Source organism: Microcoleus sp. S28C3 (assembly GCF_036700785.1).
GTDB classification, from domain to species: domain Bacteria; phylum Cyanobacteriota; class Cyanobacteriia; order Cyanobacteriales; family Microcoleaceae; genus Microcoleus; species Microcoleus asticus.
Map to the genome: position 1 here is coordinate 1 of NZ_JAUBPO010000092.1, position 17,832 is coordinate 17,832.

The window sequence follows — 17,832 nt, forward strand, 5'->3', positions numbered from 1 at the left end:
TGTTTTCATTAGTTTTGAATACAAAATGATATTTTGTGATTATTTATTGTACCAAATTACAGCGGGAACCGCTGTAAGTCGTGGAAAGATAAAAATTTTAGACCCTAGTTCAACCTCCCAGATTTATCTGTGGAGTAAATCTAAAATCTAAAATCTAAAATCTAAAATCTAAAATCGACTGATCGCTGCACATTCTCACAGCACTGCAACCCTGCAATTCTTTTCTCCTCCTGCATTTCCCTCGCTTATGCCATCGCGCCAAAGCTACCGGATGCGATCGGCCTTTGCCAAGCAATCTTTCAGCCCATAAATCGTCCGCTCTTGTTGATCCCTCGACAGTTCGGGAAACATCGGCAAAGACAAGACCTCGCGACAAACTTGCTCGGCCTGTGGCAACTGACCGGGGAGATAGCCCAAAGATTTGTAAACAGGTTGCAGGTGCAAAGGTAACGGATAGTAAACCATCGAACCGATGCCGGATTCCTGCAACTGAGCCCGCATCCAATCTCGAAAATTGCTAGAGGGATTTTGCGCGTCTTCTGGACTTGTCAGCCGGATCGTGTATTGATTCCAAACTCCTTTTGCTTCCGGCAATTCTTTGGGAACGGCAACTCCGGGCACGCGGGAGAGACATTCGCTGTAAAGTGTCGCTTTCTCCTGCCGCTGAGCGTTCCAACTGTCGAGATACCGCAATTTAATGCTGAGAATCACCGCTTGCAGGGCATCTAAACGGCTGTTGTAGCCGATTTCTTCGTAGAAATATCTAGAAGACTGTCCGTGTTCTTTGAGCACTCGCATCGAAGCTGCGAGGGCAGGATCGTTTGTCGTCACCGCGCCACCGTCACCGCAAGCGCCTAAATTTTTGGTCGGGTAAAAACTGAAGCAGCCGACATGGCCAATGCTACCGACTTTTCGAGACTGCCACTCGGCCCCGACAGACTGCGCGCAATCTTCAATTACGGCTAAATTGTGCCGAGTCGCAATTTCCATCAGCCGAGTCATGTCTACCGGTTGGCCGAAGATGTGCACTGGCATAATTGCCTTAGTTTTGTCGGTAATTGCCACTTCGAGGAGCTCGACATCCAGATTAAAAGTCCCGCTGTCAATATCAACAAATACGGGAGTTGCACCGACGGCGCTAATTACCTCAGCCGAAGCAAAAAAGGTAAAAGGAGTGGTAATCACTTCATCGCCAGGGCCAATTTTGAGAGCTCGCAAGGCCAAAATCAGCGCATCCGTGCCGGAGTTGCAGCCAACGCACTCGGAAACTCCCGTGTAGTCGGCGAACTCTCGTTCAAAACTCTTTACGACCGGGCCGCCTACGTAGCCGCCAGAGGCAAGCACTTTTTGCACTGCAGCGCTTATCTCGTCGCCAATCTGCGCGTATTGGCGGGTTAAGTCGAGGGGGGGGACATTATTCACTCTTCACACCACAAATTTCAACCATTATCAAAGCAAATTCTTGCAGCAAAACTGTTTCTGAGAAACCTTTATTGCAATATCTTATATTTGGACAGGCAAACAATCACATTATCGAAAGGGTTCTCCGGTGTTAATTCTGCTAGATTTTACAGATTTGGGTTGGGCTTTGGGGATGGTGGCGATCGCGATCGGGCTTTCGGCGTGGCAAGGATTGGGATTGGAGGGGGCGATCGCGATCGCAGCGGGGCGCACCCTGATCCAGCTAATCTTAGTCGGCTACGTGCTCGCAGTCGTATTTGACCCCGAGGGGAAAAATCCTTGGCTGGTTTTAGCAGTTTTAGCAATCATGCTGACAACAGCTAGCATGGTTGCCAGCAACCGCATCAGCAAAAAAATCAAGAACTTACTGCCCTTAGTTTGGAGTTCAATTTTTATCAGTACGGCCTTGACTCTCGCCTATACAAACTTGCTAATTTTGCAACCTGACCCTTGGTACGAACCGCAATACCTGATTCCTTTAGCGGGTATGATTTTGGGCAATGCCATGAACTCCGGGGCGATCGCTGGCGAAAGACTTCTGAGTACAGTTAATAGCAGCCAGTTAGAAATAGAAACCCATTTAAGTTTAGGTTCGACGCCGCAGCAAGCAATAAAGCAGTACCGCAAAGATGCCATCAAAGCTGGATTAATCCCGACATTAAATACAATGACGGTGGTAGGAATCGTAACTTTACCCGGGATGATGACAGGTCAAATGCTGAGCGGTGTCAGTCCTCTCGATGCAGCATCTTACCAGATTTTGATTATGTTTGTGTTAGCGCTGGCAACTGTAATCGCAACTCTGCTGTTGACTGAGGGATTGTCCCGGAAGTTTTTCAATCAAGATGCACAATTGATAAAATAGTAATTGGGAATTGGGCATTGGGCATTGGGCATTGATAATTGGGCATTGATAATTGGTAATATAATGTAGGTAGGAACTTGCATTTAGCCTTATTTTATTGAACAGGCTTTCCGGCCTGTTCCACACAGAGTGAGTTATCTTGTGGGGTGAGCAGAATAGCCCGCCCCAGTCATCACTAAGGAGAATAGCCATGATTCAAACTGCAACTAAACCGCTAACTTTTGAAGAATTTGCGGAATGGAAGCCCGAAAATGCACGTTATGAACTGCACAATGGAGAGATTGTTGAAATGTCACAGCCATTAGGAGAGCATGAAGAAGTTATCAGTTTTTTAGGTTCAGAGTTAAACGCTGAGTCCAGAAGGCGAAAACTTCCGTACATTTTCCCCAAACAAGCCTTAGTTAAAAAGATCGAAAACCTCTCTGCTTATTCTCCAGATATTTTAATATTAAACCGCCCAAATTTAGCATCAGAACCTCTGTGGCAAAAGTTCTCAACTGTGACTCAAGGCGCATCAATTCCGCTCGTTGTTGAAGTCGTTAGCACGAATTGGCAAAATGACTACATCAGGAAGGTGGGCGAATATGAACTAATCGGGATTCCTGAATATTGGATTGTGGATTATCTCGGGTTGGGTGGCCGCAGGTTTATCGGAAATCCCAAGCAACCGACTATTTCGATTTATCGGTTGATTGATGATGAGTATGAAGTTAGTCAATTTCGGGGAGATGACAACATCGAATCCGCAGCTTTTCCAGAGTTAAATTTGACGGCGCAACAAGTTTTTCAAGCTGGATTGACTGCGGGTGAAATTGCTGGTGATGCGTGAGTGTAAATATTGCGATCGTTCTGACTGACAAATTTTTCGCCCTCACGCACCCTACAACTACAGCTTACTTCGGTTCGTGACTCGCAATCCGCTTGCCTTCGCCATCGTACACCTGCATTGGGATTTTGGCGTTTTCGGCGATCGCCTCCAAGGCTTTTTGCAATGTTTGAACGTGCTTTTCTACAGCTTGGCGAGTCTTGGTAGCGTTGTTGTTTTCCGCTTGGATGAAAGTTTGTTGCAGTTTCTGCACGTAATTAGGAGTCATCTGCACGGCAATCAAACCTTTGCTAACAGTATAGTCGCAAATCTTGGGGTTGCCTTTACAAGTTCTATCTAAATCCGTGCGGGCTTTTTGCAAGTTTCTTTCTTCCTGCAACCTTACTTCTGCTTGCTGCAAGGAAGTTTTGTAGGAAGCGAGCAGCGGTTGGGCTTTCTCGGAAAATGAAGTGGCCGCCGGCACTTGCTCCGCGTAACTCAAAGCTCTCCGCCAGTATTCTGATGCTTTAAACCAGGCGTTTTTGCCCTCAAAAATTCGAGCTTCCGCTGCTAAAGTCACAGCTTGAGTATACGCATTTTCCGAAATTCCTTCGACATTTTTGCGCTCGCGAGCTTCTGAAAGTTTGGTTTCGTATTTGGGAACTAGCAGTTTAGCTTGTTGGTAAGATGTCGTGCTCGTGGGAATTTCTGATAGGATGTCGAGGGATTCTTCCCAACCTGATTGCACTTGAGCCCAAGTCTCGGCTGTCTGAGCTACGGCTTCGCGAGCTTCTGCTATTTGGGCTGTATTTTTGGCGGCGAGCAGCGTTTTTTCGGCTTGTTTCTCTGTGCTTAACTGCCGATTTCCAGTTGCTACATTCTTCCGGTATTCTTTTGACTTTTTCTGAGCAAACGGATAAACTGGGCTGTCTGTGGGGATTTCTCCGAGTTCGGCGATCGCACTTTGCCACAGAGCTTGCGCTTCCTGCCCGTTCAGGGCCGAATAAGGCGGATTTTGGGTTTTCTGGGCTGCCGACTGTGCGAAGCGCGCTGCATCGATCGCAGAGTTTAAATTCTGATTTTGCTTCCGGTAATTTTCCAGGGCGCTTTGAGCTTCACCGCGATGAATTGACCATGAAGGAATCGGTTCTAAAAGGGCGATCGCCTGTTTTAACTGTCGCTGCGCTTCTTGGGGACTGTTGGCAACTTTTGACGTTTTCAGCGTCTTCGTCGAATTCTCGCTCAACTGCTTGGCATTAGCTAATGCAGTACATTCTCCGATGACGCAGGGGCGGCTCAGCATATAATAACCGCCTGCCAAAATTAGCGCCGCCATGCTGACCATTCCTGCTGCAGCCAGCATCGCAAACGGTGAATGCTTGGGTTTTTGGGCAACTGTTACCGCTTCCATATCCAGCGGATTGAAGGGATTTTCTGCAATATCTGTCGGTATTGCAGCTACCTTAAAGGCGATCGGATCGGAATTGCTGGAACTCTCAGAAAAATTGGGGAAATATTCTTCATCCCACGCATCTTTCCCATCCGTTTCTAACGGTATGTCTTCCTCTACATCCGCCGTCTGGGCCGCATTTTCTGTTAAGACTATCCCGGTTTCTGCTGCGGGGATATTCTCTGTTTTTTTGAACAACTGCACTGTTTTTGGTCGAGACAAAACAGGCTGGTGCATGGTAAAAGAATGGAAAGCATAAGGCTGTTTTTGACCGGTAATTTTTAGGCAAAGTCCAATCTGTTGAATAGATTCCGGTTCAATTTCGATAATTGCTGCTTCTAGCACCGCAAAAGTCGGTTTTGCTTTGAGAACTAAACTGCGCGGGTGTTCTCCCACAACCGTTAAAGAGTCATCTCGAAAATCGCAACTAATATAAAGCGGTAAATTTTTAAATCCGGCTGCTTGCAAGTGCTGCTGCAACTTTACTTCTAGAATTTGGGCGTTGGTTTGTCGCGCTGCTACTGTCATATTTTTCCTCTGTCTGATATCACCACTTTCGATTTTAGATTTTGAATTTTAGATTTTAGATTGCAGAACTGTCGGGATTTTTGATTTGTTTGAACTTTGATACCGATTCATTCCAAATCTTAACTCTTAAAATTCAAGTTGCAACAAAATCTTAACTCTCAAATCTAAACTTGCAAAGTCTCTCCATAACTTTCACTGTAATAAACTTGAGTCACCTCAAAACGCCCGCCGTATTGTTTCAAAGGTTCTGCTGCATAACCAAGCGGCAGCAAACAGCAAACATCTACTTCTTCGGGAATTTGAAAGGCTTCTTTCACCTTAGCGCCGACAAAACCTTCCATCGGACAACTGTCTACCCCAAAGCTTTTAGCTGCAATCATTAAGTGAGCTACTGCGAGCATTGTATGCCTGTTTGTCCAAGTTTCTAGGGACTCGAAGCAGGGACGGTTCTCGAACAATTGCGGGATTGCTTGTCGCATATAACTGGCTAAATTGTCATTCATTGCGCCTGCAGCTTTGCCCAATTCGATGACGGCTTCGGTGTTTTCGGGTTCACCGGCGCGCCGATCGCCACAACAGATTAATACTACTGGGGCTTCTACCACTTGGCGCTGATCGAAGGCGCAAGCTTTTAATTTTTCTTTGCTGGCTGGGTCTTGAAGTACAATAAACCGCCAAGGCTGCAAGTTGTAACCAGACGGCGATCGCACTCCCAACCGCAAAATCTCTGCCAATATTGCTGGGGGAATCGGATCGGGTTTGAAACTGCGCGCGGCCCGTCGGCTTTCGATCGCGGTTTTAACATTAATTGAAGGTTGGATTTCAATTGTCATGGATAATTGGTAATTGGTAATTGGTAATCGGTAATTGGGAATTGGGTATCCGGTATCGGGTACTGGAAGTTGAAAGTTACAAGTTCAGTCCTGGACGAATAACCTAATTATTTAGGGTGCGCCGTGGGCAGCTTACGCCCATTAGGAATTGGGAATTATACCAGTTCTCAAAAGGATGCAACTCTAAAGAATATCCCAACCATTATGCAGTCATTCCCAATTTTTTAATCGAAAATCGAAAATCGAAAATCGAAAATCGTATCATCCCAAGCCCAACTCGCGCTTGAGCAAATTAATGGACTTAGAGCCGATGTAATTTTCGGAGCATATCAGTTGCGGGGGACGAATAATATCTTCTCTAGCCGCATTGATGGCAGCTTTTACTGTAGCAAAACTCGGTTGATCGCAAAAAATTGTTCTGGCCGATCGCACGATCGAGTTAATCTTGTACTCGTCTGACACCAAGGCCGTCATCACCAGTAAATCCTCTCCCCGGATGCTGTGGATGATGACTTCGGTCGATCGCAGCATTCCCGGACTCAGGCTGACGAGCCCTAAATAACTGTCTTTCGGCAAACCCCCCACTAACTGGATTTCCTGGCTGTAGTCGTAGATGTCTACGGGAATAACTCGCACCGAACGCGGTGCCGAAATTGATTCTGCTTCTCCGATAAAATATCGACTCGTGATCACAGTTCCCGAAGAGATTTGATCCAAAAAAGTACCTAGCTGTTCCATCGGCACTAACTGTATGGGAATGCGCAGAGCTTGTTCGAGTTCTTTCGCCATCAGCTCGCCCACGCCGATGTCTTCTGTGGGGGCTGTGACGAGCACTCGGGCGCTGCACCTGAGCCGCCAGTCAATTTCGGCCAAAAATAATTCCCTCGCTTGGTTGAGCGTACAGCCCTGTTCCAGCAGTTGATCGATACTTCCTTGTACTATTTTATTGGCAAGGGGATATTCTTCTAGGATCGGAGATTTGAGTTTGTTGCCTACAACTTCGTTGCCTTGAGCGCGGACGTAAATGCCCGATCCTGCTTGGGCTTCTACGAGTCCGGTATTTTCGAGCTGTCGGTATACTTTGCTGATGGTGTTGCGGTGCAAACCCGTCTGCATGGCTAGCTGTCTGGTGCTGGGCAAGCGGTGTCCGGGCGGAAATTGTCGCGAGGCGATCGCAAACCTGATTTGATTGAATAGTTGGGTGGATGCTGGAATATCGCTATCGGTTTGAATATGAAATTGAACCATTATTAAAGGCTCCGACGACTTCAACTTAGTATTTTTATAACGTCGAGTACCGCGCCTAGGATTGCTCGGATATCTCTGTCTATAGCATAATCTTATTTGGTTGATCTGCGGTGGCGGTTTTGCTTGCCTTGCGATCGCAGCCACTTTTTCGTTCCCCGTAGGGACACGGTAATGCCGTGTCCCTACAATGGCTGTATCTCGCTTCGATATCTATAGGCGAACACTCCTAAAAAAACGCTTTTTATAAAATCGGGATGCTCCCTATTTACTCTCAGATTTTGAGATCGCTTGCTGTTTTTCTCCCCGTCAGCAAATAAGTCCGCATTTCCCCTTTACCTTTAATCTCGATCTCGCCGCGATCTTCAAATTCATATTTATCCTGGAGCAAGTCATAAGTATAGTGGCTGACTTGAATGCGACCTGTTATGCCGTGAGATTCCATGCGGCTGGCTGTATTCACGGCATTTCCCCATAAATCGTAAATGAATTTTTTAGTGCCGATTACGCCCGCTACTACCGGGCCGCTATTAATCCCGATGCGGAGGTCAAATTGCGCGTCTAGCTTCACATTTAATTCCTTAATTGCTGCTAGCATATCCAGCCCCATTTCGGCGATCGCTTCTGCGTGGTCTGGGCGTTCAATGGGAATACCGCCTGCTACCATGTAAGCGTCCCCGATCGTCTTGATTTTTTCTAAGCCGTGCTTCTCACTGAGTTGGTCAAAAGCTGAGAAAATTTCATTCAGTAAGTACACTAATTTAGTTGCGGACATGGTGGTAGAAATTTGGGTAAAATTCACCAAGTCAGCAAAAAGAATTGTTGCTTTTTCAAACTTATCTGCAATCAACCCCGGTTGGTACTTCAACCTGTCGGCGATCGGTTCTGGCAAAATATTTAGCAGTAAACTTTCAGTTTTTTTCTGTTCTTTTCTGAGTGCTGATTCCATCCGCTTGCGCTTGGTTATGTCGTGAAAAAACACTGAAATGCCGTCATGAGAAGGAAAAGCCCGGACTTCCACCCACACTTTTAAGGGACGATAATATTGTTCAAAAGCCACTCCAACTTGTTTTGCTACAGCTCCATGATACTCTTCATAAACATCCGAATTAACTAATTCTGGAAACTCTTCCCAAAAATTTTTACCATAAAGTTCTTCCGGCGATTGCTGTAGAAATTGCGCTGCTTTGTAATTGACGTAAGTAAATCGCCACTGGAGGTCGAAAGCAAAAAAAGCATCGCTCATCCCTTCCAAAAAATTGACAATTTGCTCGTCACTTGAACGGAGTTTTGCTTCAACTTGTTTCTGCCGAACCTGTGCGCGCTTTAATTTAGTCAGATTAATTCGCAACTCCATTTGGGTAATAACTTGCCGCCCTAAAGTCCGCAGCGCTTCTAGCTGTTCTGGAGTGAGTTTGCGAGGAACTGTATCTATCGCGCACAAAGTGCCGATCGGGAAACCGTCAGCAGTTACTAGCGGGGTTCCAGCATAAAATCGAATATTGGGATCGGAAGTTACTAGCGGATTGCCGGCAAAGCGATCGTCTTCTAGAGCATTCGGTACAACTAGCAATTCGTTGGGATTTAAAATAGCGTGGGCGCAAAAAGCTAACTCTCTCGGAGTTTCTGGCGCTTCCAGACCGACTTTTGATTTAAACCACTGTCGGTTAGAATCTATTAAGCTGACTAAAGCAATAGGAGTGCCGCAAATATAAGAGGCTAAAGCTGTTAGGTCATCAAAAGCTGCTTCGGCATCTGTATCGAGAATGTGGTAGCGGTAAAGTGCTTCTAGCCTCTCTTCTTCGTTGCTGGGCAAAGGTGCAGCTTGCATCGGCGGTGGCGAGGATACACGTTTCTGAAAAATGCGCGCAAGTCTCTGTGCTGCGAATTTTTGGACTTGCGCGGCAAGTTTTTCAACGAGCATCAAAAGACCTATTTGCCAAGCTTTATTCATCTTTATTTATCTTTTTTCATACCCGCTCGAACTGAGGGCGATCGAACTCGGCTCTACTTACGTATTTACCGTAACTAACTCTTCAATCTCCGGAGCTTTTGTCGGCAATTTCCCTGTCAATACTTCTCTACCCTCTTCGCTGACAAGTATATCATCTTCTATGCGTATTCCCCGCACATCTGCAAATTTTTCCAACTCCTCCCACTTAACAAAATCTTTATATTTGGCACGATTTTTCGAGTTATTTAAGATTGCCGGAACTTGATAAAATCCCGGTTCGATCGATACCAGCATTCCCGGACGCAAAACTCGATTCAGCCGCAAAAATTCCAACCCAAACCGACTGCTTCTCGTTCTTCCTTCTTCATAGCCAGCCAAATCTCCAAAATCTTCCATATCGTGAACATCTAAACCGATTAAATGTCCGATACCGTGGACAAAAAACAGCGCGTGAGCGTCCATTTCTACCAAATCTTCAACCTTCCCCCGCAAAATGCCCAAATCAACCAATCCTTCCGCCATAATTCGAGCAGCTAACAGGTGAATGTCTTGATATTCCATGCCCGGACTAATTTTATCGATACAAGCATCGTGCGCTGCCAAAACTACATCATAAATCGCTCTTTGAGTTGGAGAAAACTTCCCAGAAATAGGCCAAGTGCGAGTCACATCAGCCGCCCATCCCGTTGATGTTTCCGCACCGACATCTGCTAACAGCAAATCTCCTGTTTGTAGGGGATTGTGATAATGTTCGCTGTGCAGGACTTCCCCATGCACAGTCACGATACTGGGATACGCATAGGTCATATTTTTGGAGATGATGACACTTTCCATTGCAGCGCGCACCCCTGCTTCAATTTGAGCATTTCGAGTGGCCGCCATTCCCGCTTTGTGGGCTTCTACGGTGACAGACGCAGCTTGACGCAATTCGGCCAAACTGGCTGCATCGTGGCTCAGGCGCAGAGATACGATCGCCTGAGTTAATTTTAGGTCGATTCCGGTTGGGGATTTGGGCGGTGCCAGAGGGCGATCGAGAATTTGAGACTGTTGCAACTGAGTCAAAGAATCCTGAACCGCGATAGTTGCTGCATTTGTCGATCGCGCTTTTAATTCGGCCATTGGGAAAGCAGCATCAGCCCCAATTAGTTCGGCAATTTCTGCTCTTTTCGGCATCTCTCCGTGCCAAAGAGTGCTGCTAGCAGGTGCGTCATCTAAGAACAGTTCTAATTTGCCAGATTCTAAGCGAATGGCAGCATTTTCTAAGGGCAAACCAGCAAAATATAGAAAGTGACTGCTGGCGCGAAAGGGATAAGTAAGTGCCGGATAATTGCGAGGAATGCTGCAACCAGACCAGAGAATTGTATGAAAATCAATTAAACTGGCTAGTTTTTGCCGCCGTTCGTGCAAACTATTTGCTAAAAACTTATCACTTTTTGTAATTTTCATGGGTAAAAACCAATTATTTTGAGTTGGGTTTGCAGTAAGCCGGGAGTTTTTTTGCTCTCGACCTTAAAGCACTAAAGTCCTGACTGCAAAGTTTGCCGTCATTTTTGGAAAAAGTTTCATCTTTATCTTCTTCCTTGCTATTATCTGTTTAGCGGTATTTTTCATCGTATTTGTCGCGATCGTCGGCATGATTTTGTTCAGTAATAACACTGTCAGACTGCTAGGACAAAAAAGCTGGAAGTGCGACTACGCCGACAATTAGCATCGTCGGTGGCAATACCCGCAATCAGCAAAATGTGTTGGTCTGGTGTTTGTTGATTTTGTGACATGAGCGATCGCCTCTATTGACTGTTTTATATTTTAGACTTTAAAGTATAAGTAAAATGTACGGAAAAAAACATGAAAACTGTTCACAAAGCTCCTCAAACTTCCTTGCAACTACGCGACTGGCCGATCGCACACTTACCGGGATTGAGCAAGGAAAACCAGTCTCAACTGGAAGAGTGCAGCATCACCACAACCGAACAACTAATTCGGATGACGAAAACGCAGGCTGCGAAAGTGTTGCTAGCGCATCAATTACAGATTAACATTCAATATGTTAATAAATGGGTAGCGATGGCAAATTTGGCTCGAATTCCGAGTGTAGGGTGTCAGTATTGCGGGCTGTTACTTCACGCCGGAGTGGCTTCTCCGGCTCAATTGGCTCAAATGCCCGTGGAGAGATTGCACCAACAAATTTTAAGGCTGCACGTAGCGACAATGCAGCGCAATGACTTAACTCCTTCAGTCGATCGCGTGCAAAAATGGGTTCAACAAGCTAGATTAGTCAGCAGTCATTAGTCAGTTGTCAGTTGTCAGTCGTCAGTTGGTATTAGCCAACAGTCAACAGTCAACAGTCAACAATCAACAATCATTATTATGTCAATTCAAGTTTACGGAATCCCTAACTGCGGAACCTGCAAAAAAGCTTTCCAGTGGCTCAAAGATAGCGATATTAATTACGAGTTCATTAACACAAAAGAACAGCAGCCAACTCGCGAAACAATTAAAAGCTGGGTAGAGGCTTTGGGTTTTAAACCTATGCGAAATACTTCCGGTCAATCTTATCGCGCTTTGGGTGATGACAAAAATAATTGGACTAGCGAAGAGTGGGTAGAGGCTTTTGCAAAGGATGCGATGCTGCTGAAACGTCCTCTTTTCGTTAAAGATGGAACGGCTGTTTTAGTAGGTTTCAAAGAAGACGCAATTAGAGAAAAATTGGGGCTTTCAAAGGGCTGATTTTAGCCTGTTGTGCGCCGCAAAAACTTAAGTTCGCCCACATCATCTGAGAAACCCCAACGCTGGTAAAATGGCATCATGTTCGGCAAACAGTTAAGAGCAAAGTTCTCGACAGTTTGCAATTTGGGATGATTTAAAACTGCATCCATCAACTTTGCACCCAGTCCCATCCTTCTGTGTGTCGGCTTGATAATTACATCAAAAATCATGGCTCTGTATACGAAATCGGTGATGACGCGGGTAATGCCAATTAGTCGATCGCTATCATCGACAAAACCAATGATAACATCAGTCGCAGCCAGCATTTTCACAACATCCTCCCGCGTCCGCTTGTCGCTCCAAAACTCGTTTTTGTACAAATCCATCAAGTCGGAAACCTGGCTGTCATTCAAAGTTTCGACAATTCGGTAGTTATCCATTTTATCGGTCATACTCTACTTTACCGTAATCTAGTTTAATTGCGCGATCGGCTAAATCAAAATAGCGGTCATCGTGACTAATCACAAAAACCGTTTTTCCCCGCCCCTTCAACTCCGGTAGCAACTGCTTGTAAAAAATATCCCGGAAAAACGGATCTTGATCCGAAGCCCATTCATCAAACAAATAAATCGGTCTATCTTCCAAATACGCCGTCAGCAAAGCCAGCCGCTTTCGCTGTCCCTGAGACAAAGCCGTAGTTGACAAAACTCCATCTTTCACCTGAACTTTCTTTTCCAAATGAAACTCTCGTAAATATTCAGCAGCCTGCTTGTCCAAATCGTGATTAGTCATCCCCAAAAGCCTTTCAAACAGATAGAAATCCGAATAAATCGCAGAAAAATGCTGCCTGTACCACTCTCGATTTTCCTCAGTAATTGGCTGACCATCTAGGATAATTTTTCCAAATTCAGGAATATACAAACCAGTGATTAACTTAGCTAAAGTAGACTTACCGCTGCCGTTACCGCCAATTATAAACACCAATTGACCGGGATGAAACTTCAAATTAAGCTCGCCCAAACTAAAATTGCTGTCTTCTTTTTCTCCCGGATAGCTGTGAATTACTCGATTTAACTCCAGCGTCTCCCACTGAGCCGTGTCAGGCAGTTTAACCGTTGAAGTTATCTCAGCTTGACTCGCCAAAGCCAATCCCATTCTCTCTATCTTTTCCACAGAAGTATTAGCACGAAAAAGCGCCGGCAACCTTTGCAAAATATTGTTAAACGGAGACATCAAATAGGTACTTGTCAGAATGTAAGCTGACAAAACCGGAGTTGAAACAGGCACAAATTTGGGTAAGACAAATAACAACAAACCCATCAGCATAAAAAACAGCAACTGCCCAACTCCCATCGCAACTGCACCAGTATTCAAAGCAGTCACGTTATAATTGCGGGAAGCATCAGCACTCCCCTGCAATTCTTCCGTAAAAAACTCTTGGCGGCGCAAGGAATGCAGTTTTAGTTCCTTAATTCCATCAGTAATACTGCGAAAATGCTTAAACAATATATCTTGTTCTTCTCTAGCTAAATCGAAGAATTTCCGCATTTTATTTAGCAACAACTGCACCGTGCCAATTGTCAGCACCATAAAACAAAATACAACAACAAAAACTGTACCCGAAATCGTGCTTAAATAAGTTAAGCAGCCGATAACAACGGCGATATCAACACAGAGAAAAGGAATCAAAAATATAGTATTAGAAAGCGTTCCCACATCATCTGTGAGAGTTGCCAGCAAGCGGTTAGCGCCCAACTCTTCCAAATTCCGCAAAGGAGTAGACAAAATGCCACGGCTCAAACTCAGGCGCAGATTGTAAACAGCTTCTTGAGAAAGGTAGATTAACAAAAATTGCGAGATGACTCCGGCGACGAGAGCCAAAACTGCTAATCCGGCAAAATACCAGACTAAATTCTGATTTGAATTGTCGCTAATGGCGCGGTTGATTAGAGCAATTAACATAGCGCTGCAACCGCCGCTGATTAAGCCTGTGAGTATGGCGATGGAAACATTTAACCAAGAAGCTTTTAACAGTAACCAAATTATATTCATAGAAGTTTATTGAGGTTGATTTTTGACGGTAGTCAGAGCTCGATCGCATCCTTACCTATTTTGTCAATTTTTTCCCGATTTAGGGGCAACCACGGGGGGATTGCCCATACAAAAAACTATATATGGACACTCTGCGTCCATAACTGTCTATTTGGCAAATTTTTTCCAAAAATGTCCTCATCTTCTCTACACATAGCGCGACAGATTAGGAAAGAAAACTTTAAATCTTAATCCCGGTAGCGTAAATAAAATAGCTTTCTGTCACCTTAACTTCGGCTTTAAACCCGATTTTAGTTAATTTTTCTAAAAGCGAATCCGACTGGTAATAAACTTTATAAACTTGAAAGTCTCTACCGTCATTTAACTTGCGATTTTGGCAAATACTGGTTTCATCCTTCAGAATATGATTTGTGGCTGAAGATGTTTCTTCAAATAAAGAGTCAACGATAAATATTTGTCCCCCAAAGCGAACCGATCGGTAAACTTTTTCTAAAAACTCATCCACTAAAGTTGGGGGTACGTGAGAAAGCCAAAAAGCAAAGAAAACTAGATCGTACTCGCGATCGGGTTCCCATGAAAATAAATCGATCTGTCGGTAAGTAACTTGAGAAGCATTTAGCTTTTGGCGGTTAATTTCGATAACTTCTGGGGCGGCATCAAAAGCATCGAGTTCCTCGCCCACCTGCAAAAGTTCAGCAGTCCAAATACCCGTACCGCAAGCCAACTCTAAAACACTTGCAAATTTGCCAAGTTTATGCAAAGCACTTTTAACAACGGCAACCTGATTAAACCAACGCTGGTTCATTTCCGCTCCGCGATCGTAACGACCTATTCTGTAAAACCATTCATCATATTCGCTAGCTCTGGCACGGTAGTAATCAACTTGTTCTTGGAGGTTTTCTCCGATTGTCATGTTCCTTTCCTAATAGCTATATTTTGGTTTGCCAGTCATAAAGTTAAGCTTCGCATCCCCCACTAGGATGAATTTCATTCCTGTACTTCCGTTTCCGGGGTTTCAAATACTACTTTTACATAAATCTCACTCATCGACATTTGCACTCCCACCGAAGCAAAAGAAACTGTTGCTATTTCTCCCTCATATTCCCTAAATAACCACTCATTCGATTCAGTTTTAATATACTGTTCGACCAAAAACTCATATTGGCTCACTAATACATATTCCCGCAATTCAGGAATCGAGCGATAAAACCGAAACTTATCCTCTTTATCGAAATCTTTGGTAGATTTAGAGAGCACTTCCACAATGAGCATCGGATTGAGGATCTCATCACTGCGTCCCTCGTTGAAAACTGGCTCTCCTTCAATAACCATCACATCCGGGTAAGTTCCCCGTCGGTACCGAGGAATCCACAACCGCAAATCGTTGTGAAAAAGCTCATAGGGCTGCCCCTCAAGCAAATTTCCCAAGACTCTACTCAAATTTCGGATAATCCGGCTGTGATTAATACTACCACCACTCATTTGTACAATTTCTCCATCGCGGTATTCATTTCTAAACTCAGCAGTTTCTTCTAACTCCCGGTACTCATCTGGAGTATAAAACTTTTCTTTACTTTGTACTAACATGGTTGCCTCTGTACTAACTTTTATCTGCGTTTATCTGCCTACATCTGCGGTTAAAAATCATACTTGACAGTATATCACAACAAAAAAGAAACGCCCAACTTCACAAAGTTAGGCGCTTTTCAATATTTCAAAACCAGGTAAACTTAATCCCGGTGAGACAACAAATTAGATTCAAGTTTCGCAGCAGAAATCGGTATAATGTGACTCAATGCTGACTGCAACAGGGGAGTTTTGATAACAGAATCGTTTGCTAAATTAAACAAAGGATTAGACAAAATTCCTGCCAAACTGGTCGCAACTAACGTGAGTACAACGCTGACCTGCAAAGGCCGCATTCCCTGAAGGTTCCAGCGAACTTCGGGATAATTTTTTACCGCGTCTGACATTTCTTGAGGTTCCTTCACTACCATCATCTTGACAACGCGGATGTAGTAGTAAATCGAAACCACGGTGGTAATTAATCCCAGGATAACTAAGCCGTAAAGTCCAGCTTGCCAGCCGGCCCAGAACAGATAAATTTTGCCGAAAAATCCAGCCAGGGGCGGAATTCCGCCGAGAGAAAGCAGGCAAATACTCAACGTTAAAGTTAGCAGCGGGTCTTTTTGATACAAACCCGAGTATTCGCTAATTTGGTCGGTTCCAGTCCGCAGGGAGAACAGAATGATGCAGGCGAAAGCGCCCAAGTTCATAAACACGTAAACCAACAGATAAAATATCATGCTGGAGTAACCGGCTTCTGTGCCTGCAACCAAACCAATCATTACAAAACCGGCTTGGGCGATCGACGAATAAGCCAAAAGCCGCTTCATGCTAGTCTGGGCGAGGGCAACCACATTGCCCAACACCATGCTGAGAATGGCTAAGGCCGTGAATACGAAGTGCCACTGTTCGGTAAGTGCGGGGAAAGCAGTTGTTAACAAGCGGATTGCTAGCGCAAAACCGGCTGCTTTGGAACCCACAGAAAGGAAGGCAACAACGGGTGTAGGAGAACCTTCGTAAACGTCAGGAGTCCATTGGTGGAAGGGCACTGCAGAGATTTTGAAGGCGATTCCGGCGATCGTAAAAACCAAAGCAATCACCAAACCGAGAGATTGACCTTCATTCACAGTAGAAAGGCTAGCCGCGATCGCACTCAGCTTAGTTTCGCCGCCAGACAACCCGTACAGCAACGAAAGCCCGTAGAGAAACACTGCCGAAGAAGACGACCCAATTAACAAATATTTCAAAGCAGCTTCATTGGAACGCGGGTCGCGTTTTGTGTAACCCGTCAGCAAATAAGACGAGATACTCAGAGTTTCCAACGAAATAAAAATCATCACCAATTCATCAGCGCCGCTGAGGAACATTCCCCCCAAAGTAGCGCTGAGCAAAATGCCGATAAATTCCGCTAAAGCAGTACCCGTTTGCAGTACATAGCGGACGGATATCAAAATAGTGACAGCCGTAGTCAAAGCGATAATTCCGCGAAACAGTAAACTCAAGGCATCGCTGTTAAAACCGCCCAGAAACGAGATGGTATCCGTGTTATCCCACTGCAAACATAAAGCAGCGACGGCGGCGAGCAAACCCGCAACGGCAACGTAGGGAGTCCAACCCGAGGAACTGCGGCCTACGATTAAATCGCCGACGAGAACAACCAAGAGGGTGATGATGACAATTCCCTCCGGTAAGATAGTTCCAGCATTTAGCTGGGCGGCAAGAGTAGCAAAATCCATATTTTCACGCAGGTTGGGTAGTACAAGCCGCAAAGGCTGTAATGGGCAGTGAACTCGTAAAAATTCTTTACCAAACACAGATTGTAGCGGATTAGAGCTTCGCAAGCCGAGTTGGGCGGGTGTTTGTTGCGGGGGAGTGGATACTCGCTAGCGGTTTTGCATACATTTGCAGGCATTGTAGAGATTGCCGACCGAAAGCATCCAGGATACAAGCCCCGGATTCATCCGTCCAGAAATAAAAAACCTGTATCCGATAAAGCAGCCCCCGAATTTATCCGTGGGGTCAATCCTTCAATTCTTTAATCTAAAATCTAAAATCTAAAATCTAAAATCGATTGACTGATGTCACCGGCGGCTATCGTCGCGATCGACCATAACTGCCACAATGTAGAAAGTTAAACCAGTAATTCGGCATGACTGACTCGCTAAGTGCCTACAAACAGCAGATTCTCAATGACTTCAACAACCGTCGCGACTACGAGAATGAATTTTACAAACAGGCTGCAACTCGGTTAGTAAAATTGATAAAAGTGCGATCGGGCCAGCAAGTTCTAGATATCGCCACCGGAACAAGTTTAGCGGCGATTGCGGACGATGCACTTAGGTCGATCGGGCTTAAGAAAATATGACT

General features: G+C 45.0%; 16 protein-coding genes. 5 read left to right on the plus strand and 11 right to left on the minus strand.

Features of this window, described 5'->3' with window-relative positions; all coding sequences use genetic code 11:
- Nucleotides 1-264: 264 nt before the first annotated feature.
- Nucleotides 265-1,422, minus strand: a complete 1,158-nt coding sequence (locus tag QUA13_RS23760) for a DegT/DnrJ/EryC1/StrS family aminotransferase (protein ID WP_333202491.1) — start codon at nt 1,420-1,422, stop codon at nt 265-267.
- Nucleotides 1,423-1,549: 127 nt separating this feature from the next.
- On the opposite strand from QUA13_RS23760, the gene QUA13_RS23765 reads away from it, so the two are divergent.
- Nucleotides 1,550-2,326: an ABC transporter permease gene (locus QUA13_RS23765; RefSeq protein WP_333202493.1), complete on the plus strand. Its 777-nt coding sequence runs from the start codon at nt 1,550-1,552 to the stop codon at nt 2,324-2,326.
- A gap of 190 nt (nt 2,327-2,516) precedes the next feature.
- On the plus strand, nt 2,517-3,155 hold the full coding sequence (locus tag QUA13_RS23770) for a Uma2 family endonuclease (RefSeq protein ID WP_333202495.1): 639 nt from the start codon (nt 2,517-2,519) through the stop codon (nt 3,153-3,155).
- Nucleotides 3,156-3,219: 64 nt separating this feature from the next.
- Here the strand turns inward: QUA13_RS23770 and QUA13_RS23775 are convergent, their stop codons facing one another.
- From QUA13_RS23775 to QUA13_RS23795, 5 genes are all read right to left on the minus strand, one after another.
- Nucleotides 3,220-5,109, minus strand: coding sequence for a hypothetical protein (locus tag QUA13_RS23775; RefSeq protein WP_333202497.1), 1,890 nt, complete (start codon nt 5,107-5,109; stop codon nt 3,220-3,222).
- Between the two features lie 164 nt (nt 5,110-5,273).
- Nucleotides 5,274-5,942 carry a nitroreductase family protein gene (locus tag QUA13_RS23780; RefSeq protein WP_333202499.1) on the minus strand — a complete coding sequence of 223 codons (669 nt, stop codon included), beginning with the start codon at nt 5,940-5,942 and terminating at the stop codon, nt 5,274-5,276.
- A 261-nt stretch (nt 5,943-6,203) separates the two neighbouring features.
- Complete coding sequence (locus QUA13_RS23785; RefSeq protein ID WP_333190041.1) at nt 6,204-7,190, minus strand: GntR family transcriptional regulator; 987 nt, start codon at nt 7,188-7,190, stop codon at nt 6,204-6,206.
- 271 nt (nt 7,191-7,461) lie between these two features.
- Nucleotides 7,462-9,018 (minus strand): adenylate/guanylate cyclase domain-containing protein, encoded by a 1,557-nt coding sequence (locus QUA13_RS23790; protein ID WP_445242743.1) that lies wholly within the window; start codon nt 9,016-9,018, stop codon nt 7,462-7,464.
- Between the two features lie 180 nt (nt 9,019-9,198).
- Nucleotides 9,199-10,587 (minus strand): aminopeptidase P family protein, encoded by a 1,389-nt coding sequence (locus QUA13_RS23795; RefSeq protein WP_333202503.1) that lies wholly within the window; start codon nt 10,585-10,587, stop codon nt 9,199-9,201.
- Nucleotides 10,588-10,986: 399 nt separating this feature from the next.
- Here QUA13_RS23795 and QUA13_RS23800 point away from each other — a divergent pair, with 399 nt between their 5' ends.
- Nucleotides 10,987-11,430, plus strand: a complete 444-nt coding sequence (locus QUA13_RS23800; protein WP_333202505.1) for a DUF4332 domain-containing protein — start codon at nt 10,987-10,989, stop codon at nt 11,428-11,430.
- Between the two features lie 78 nt (nt 11,431-11,508).
- Nucleotides 11,509-11,868 (plus strand): Spx/MgsR family RNA polymerase-binding regulatory protein, encoded by a 360-nt coding sequence (locus QUA13_RS23805; RefSeq protein WP_333202507.1) that lies wholly within the window; start codon nt 11,509-11,511, stop codon nt 11,866-11,868.
- A 2-nt stretch (nt 11,869-11,870) separates the two neighbouring features.
- On the opposite strand, the gene QUA13_RS23810 is transcribed toward QUA13_RS23805, so the two are convergent.
- The 5 genes from QUA13_RS23810 to QUA13_RS23830 form a co-directional block, all read right to left on the minus strand.
- A complete protein-coding gene (locus tag QUA13_RS23810; RefSeq protein WP_333202509.1) occupies nt 11,871-12,299 on the minus strand; it encodes a GNAT family N-acetyltransferase in 429 nt (142 codons plus the stop codon).
- Entirely contained in the window at nt 12,289-13,899 is a 1,611-nt protein-coding gene (locus QUA13_RS23815; RefSeq protein WP_333202510.1) for a cyclic peptide export ABC transporter, read from the minus strand. Before QUA13_RS23815 ends, QUA13_RS23810 begins: the two co-directional genes overlap by 11 nt.
- Before the next feature lie 220 nt (nt 13,900-14,119).
- Nucleotides 14,120-14,812 (minus strand): class I SAM-dependent methyltransferase, encoded by a 693-nt coding sequence (locus tag QUA13_RS23820; RefSeq protein WP_333202512.1) that lies wholly within the window; start codon nt 14,810-14,812, stop codon nt 14,120-14,122.
- Nucleotides 14,813-14,886: 74 nt separating this feature from the next.
- Nucleotides 14,887-15,486, minus strand: coding sequence for a Uma2 family endonuclease (locus tag QUA13_RS23825; RefSeq protein WP_333202514.1), 600 nt, complete (start codon nt 15,484-15,486; stop codon nt 14,887-14,889).
- Nucleotides 15,487-15,629: 143 nt separating this feature from the next.
- On the minus strand, nt 15,630-17,201 hold the full coding sequence (locus QUA13_RS23830; protein WP_333202516.1) for an NAD(P)H-quinone oxidoreductase subunit N: 1,572 nt from the start codon (nt 17,199-17,201) through the stop codon (nt 15,630-15,632).
- Between the two features lie 413 nt (nt 17,202-17,614).
- Between QUA13_RS23830 and QUA13_RS23835 the strand changes: the two genes are divergently transcribed.
- Nucleotides 17,615-17,830, plus strand: a complete 216-nt coding sequence (locus QUA13_RS23835) for a hypothetical protein (RefSeq protein WP_333202518.1) — start codon at nt 17,615-17,617, stop codon at nt 17,828-17,830.
- Nucleotides 17,831-17,832: the final 2 nt, after the last annotated feature.

Excerpts from the sequence above, each read along its gene's own strand:
- QUA13_RS23830 (WP_333202516.1), bottom strand. The coding sequence starts at position 17,201 with ATGGATTTTGCTACTCTTGCCGCCCAGCTAAATGCTGGAACTATCTTA.
- QUA13_RS23825 (WP_333202514.1), bottom strand. The coding sequence starts at position 15,486 with ATGTTAGTACAAAGTAAAGAAAAGTTTTATACTCCAGATGAGTACCGG.
- QUA13_RS23795 (WP_333202503.1), bottom strand. The coding sequence starts at position 10,587 with ATGAAAATTACAAAAAGTGATAAGTTTTTAGCAAATAGTTTGCACGAA.
- QUA13_RS23770 (WP_333202495.1), top strand. The coding sequence starts at position 2,517 with ATGATTCAAACTGCAACTAAACCGCTAACTTTTGAAGAATTTGCGGAA.
- QUA13_RS23810 (WP_333202509.1), bottom strand. The coding sequence starts at position 12,299 with ATGACCGATAAAATGGATAACTACCGAATTGTCGAAACTTTGAATGAC.
- QUA13_RS23820 (WP_333202512.1), bottom strand. The coding sequence starts at position 14,812 with ATGACAATCGGAGAAAACCTCCAAGAACAAGTTGATTACTACCGTGCC.
- QUA13_RS23835 (WP_333202518.1), top strand. The coding sequence starts at position 17,615 with ATGACTGACTCGCTAAGTGCCTACAAACAGCAGATTCTCAATGACTTC.
- QUA13_RS23805 (WP_333202507.1), top strand. The coding sequence starts at position 11,509 with ATGTCAATTCAAGTTTACGGAATCCCTAACTGCGGAACCTGCAAAAAA.
- QUA13_RS23800 (WP_333202505.1), top strand. The coding sequence starts at position 10,987 with ATGAAAACTGTTCACAAAGCTCCTCAAACTTCCTTGCAACTACGCGAC.
- QUA13_RS23775 (WP_333202497.1), bottom strand. The coding sequence starts at position 5,109 with ATGACAGTAGCAGCGCGACAAACCAACGCCCAAATTCTAGAAGTAAAG.
- QUA13_RS23785 (WP_333190041.1), bottom strand. The coding sequence starts at position 7,190 with ATGGTTCAATTTCATATTCAAACCGATAGCGATATTCCAGCATCCACC.
- QUA13_RS23815 (WP_333202510.1), bottom strand. The coding sequence starts at position 13,899 with ATGAATATAATTTGGTTACTGTTAAAAGCTTCTTGGTTAAATGTTTCC.
- QUA13_RS23780 (WP_333202499.1), bottom strand. The coding sequence starts at position 5,942 with ATGACAATTGAAATCCAACCTTCAATTAATGTTAAAACCGCGATCGAA.
- QUA13_RS23790 (WP_445242743.1), bottom strand. The coding sequence starts at position 9,018 with ATGCAAGCTGCACCTTTGCCCAGCAACGAAGAAGAGAGGCTAGAAGCA.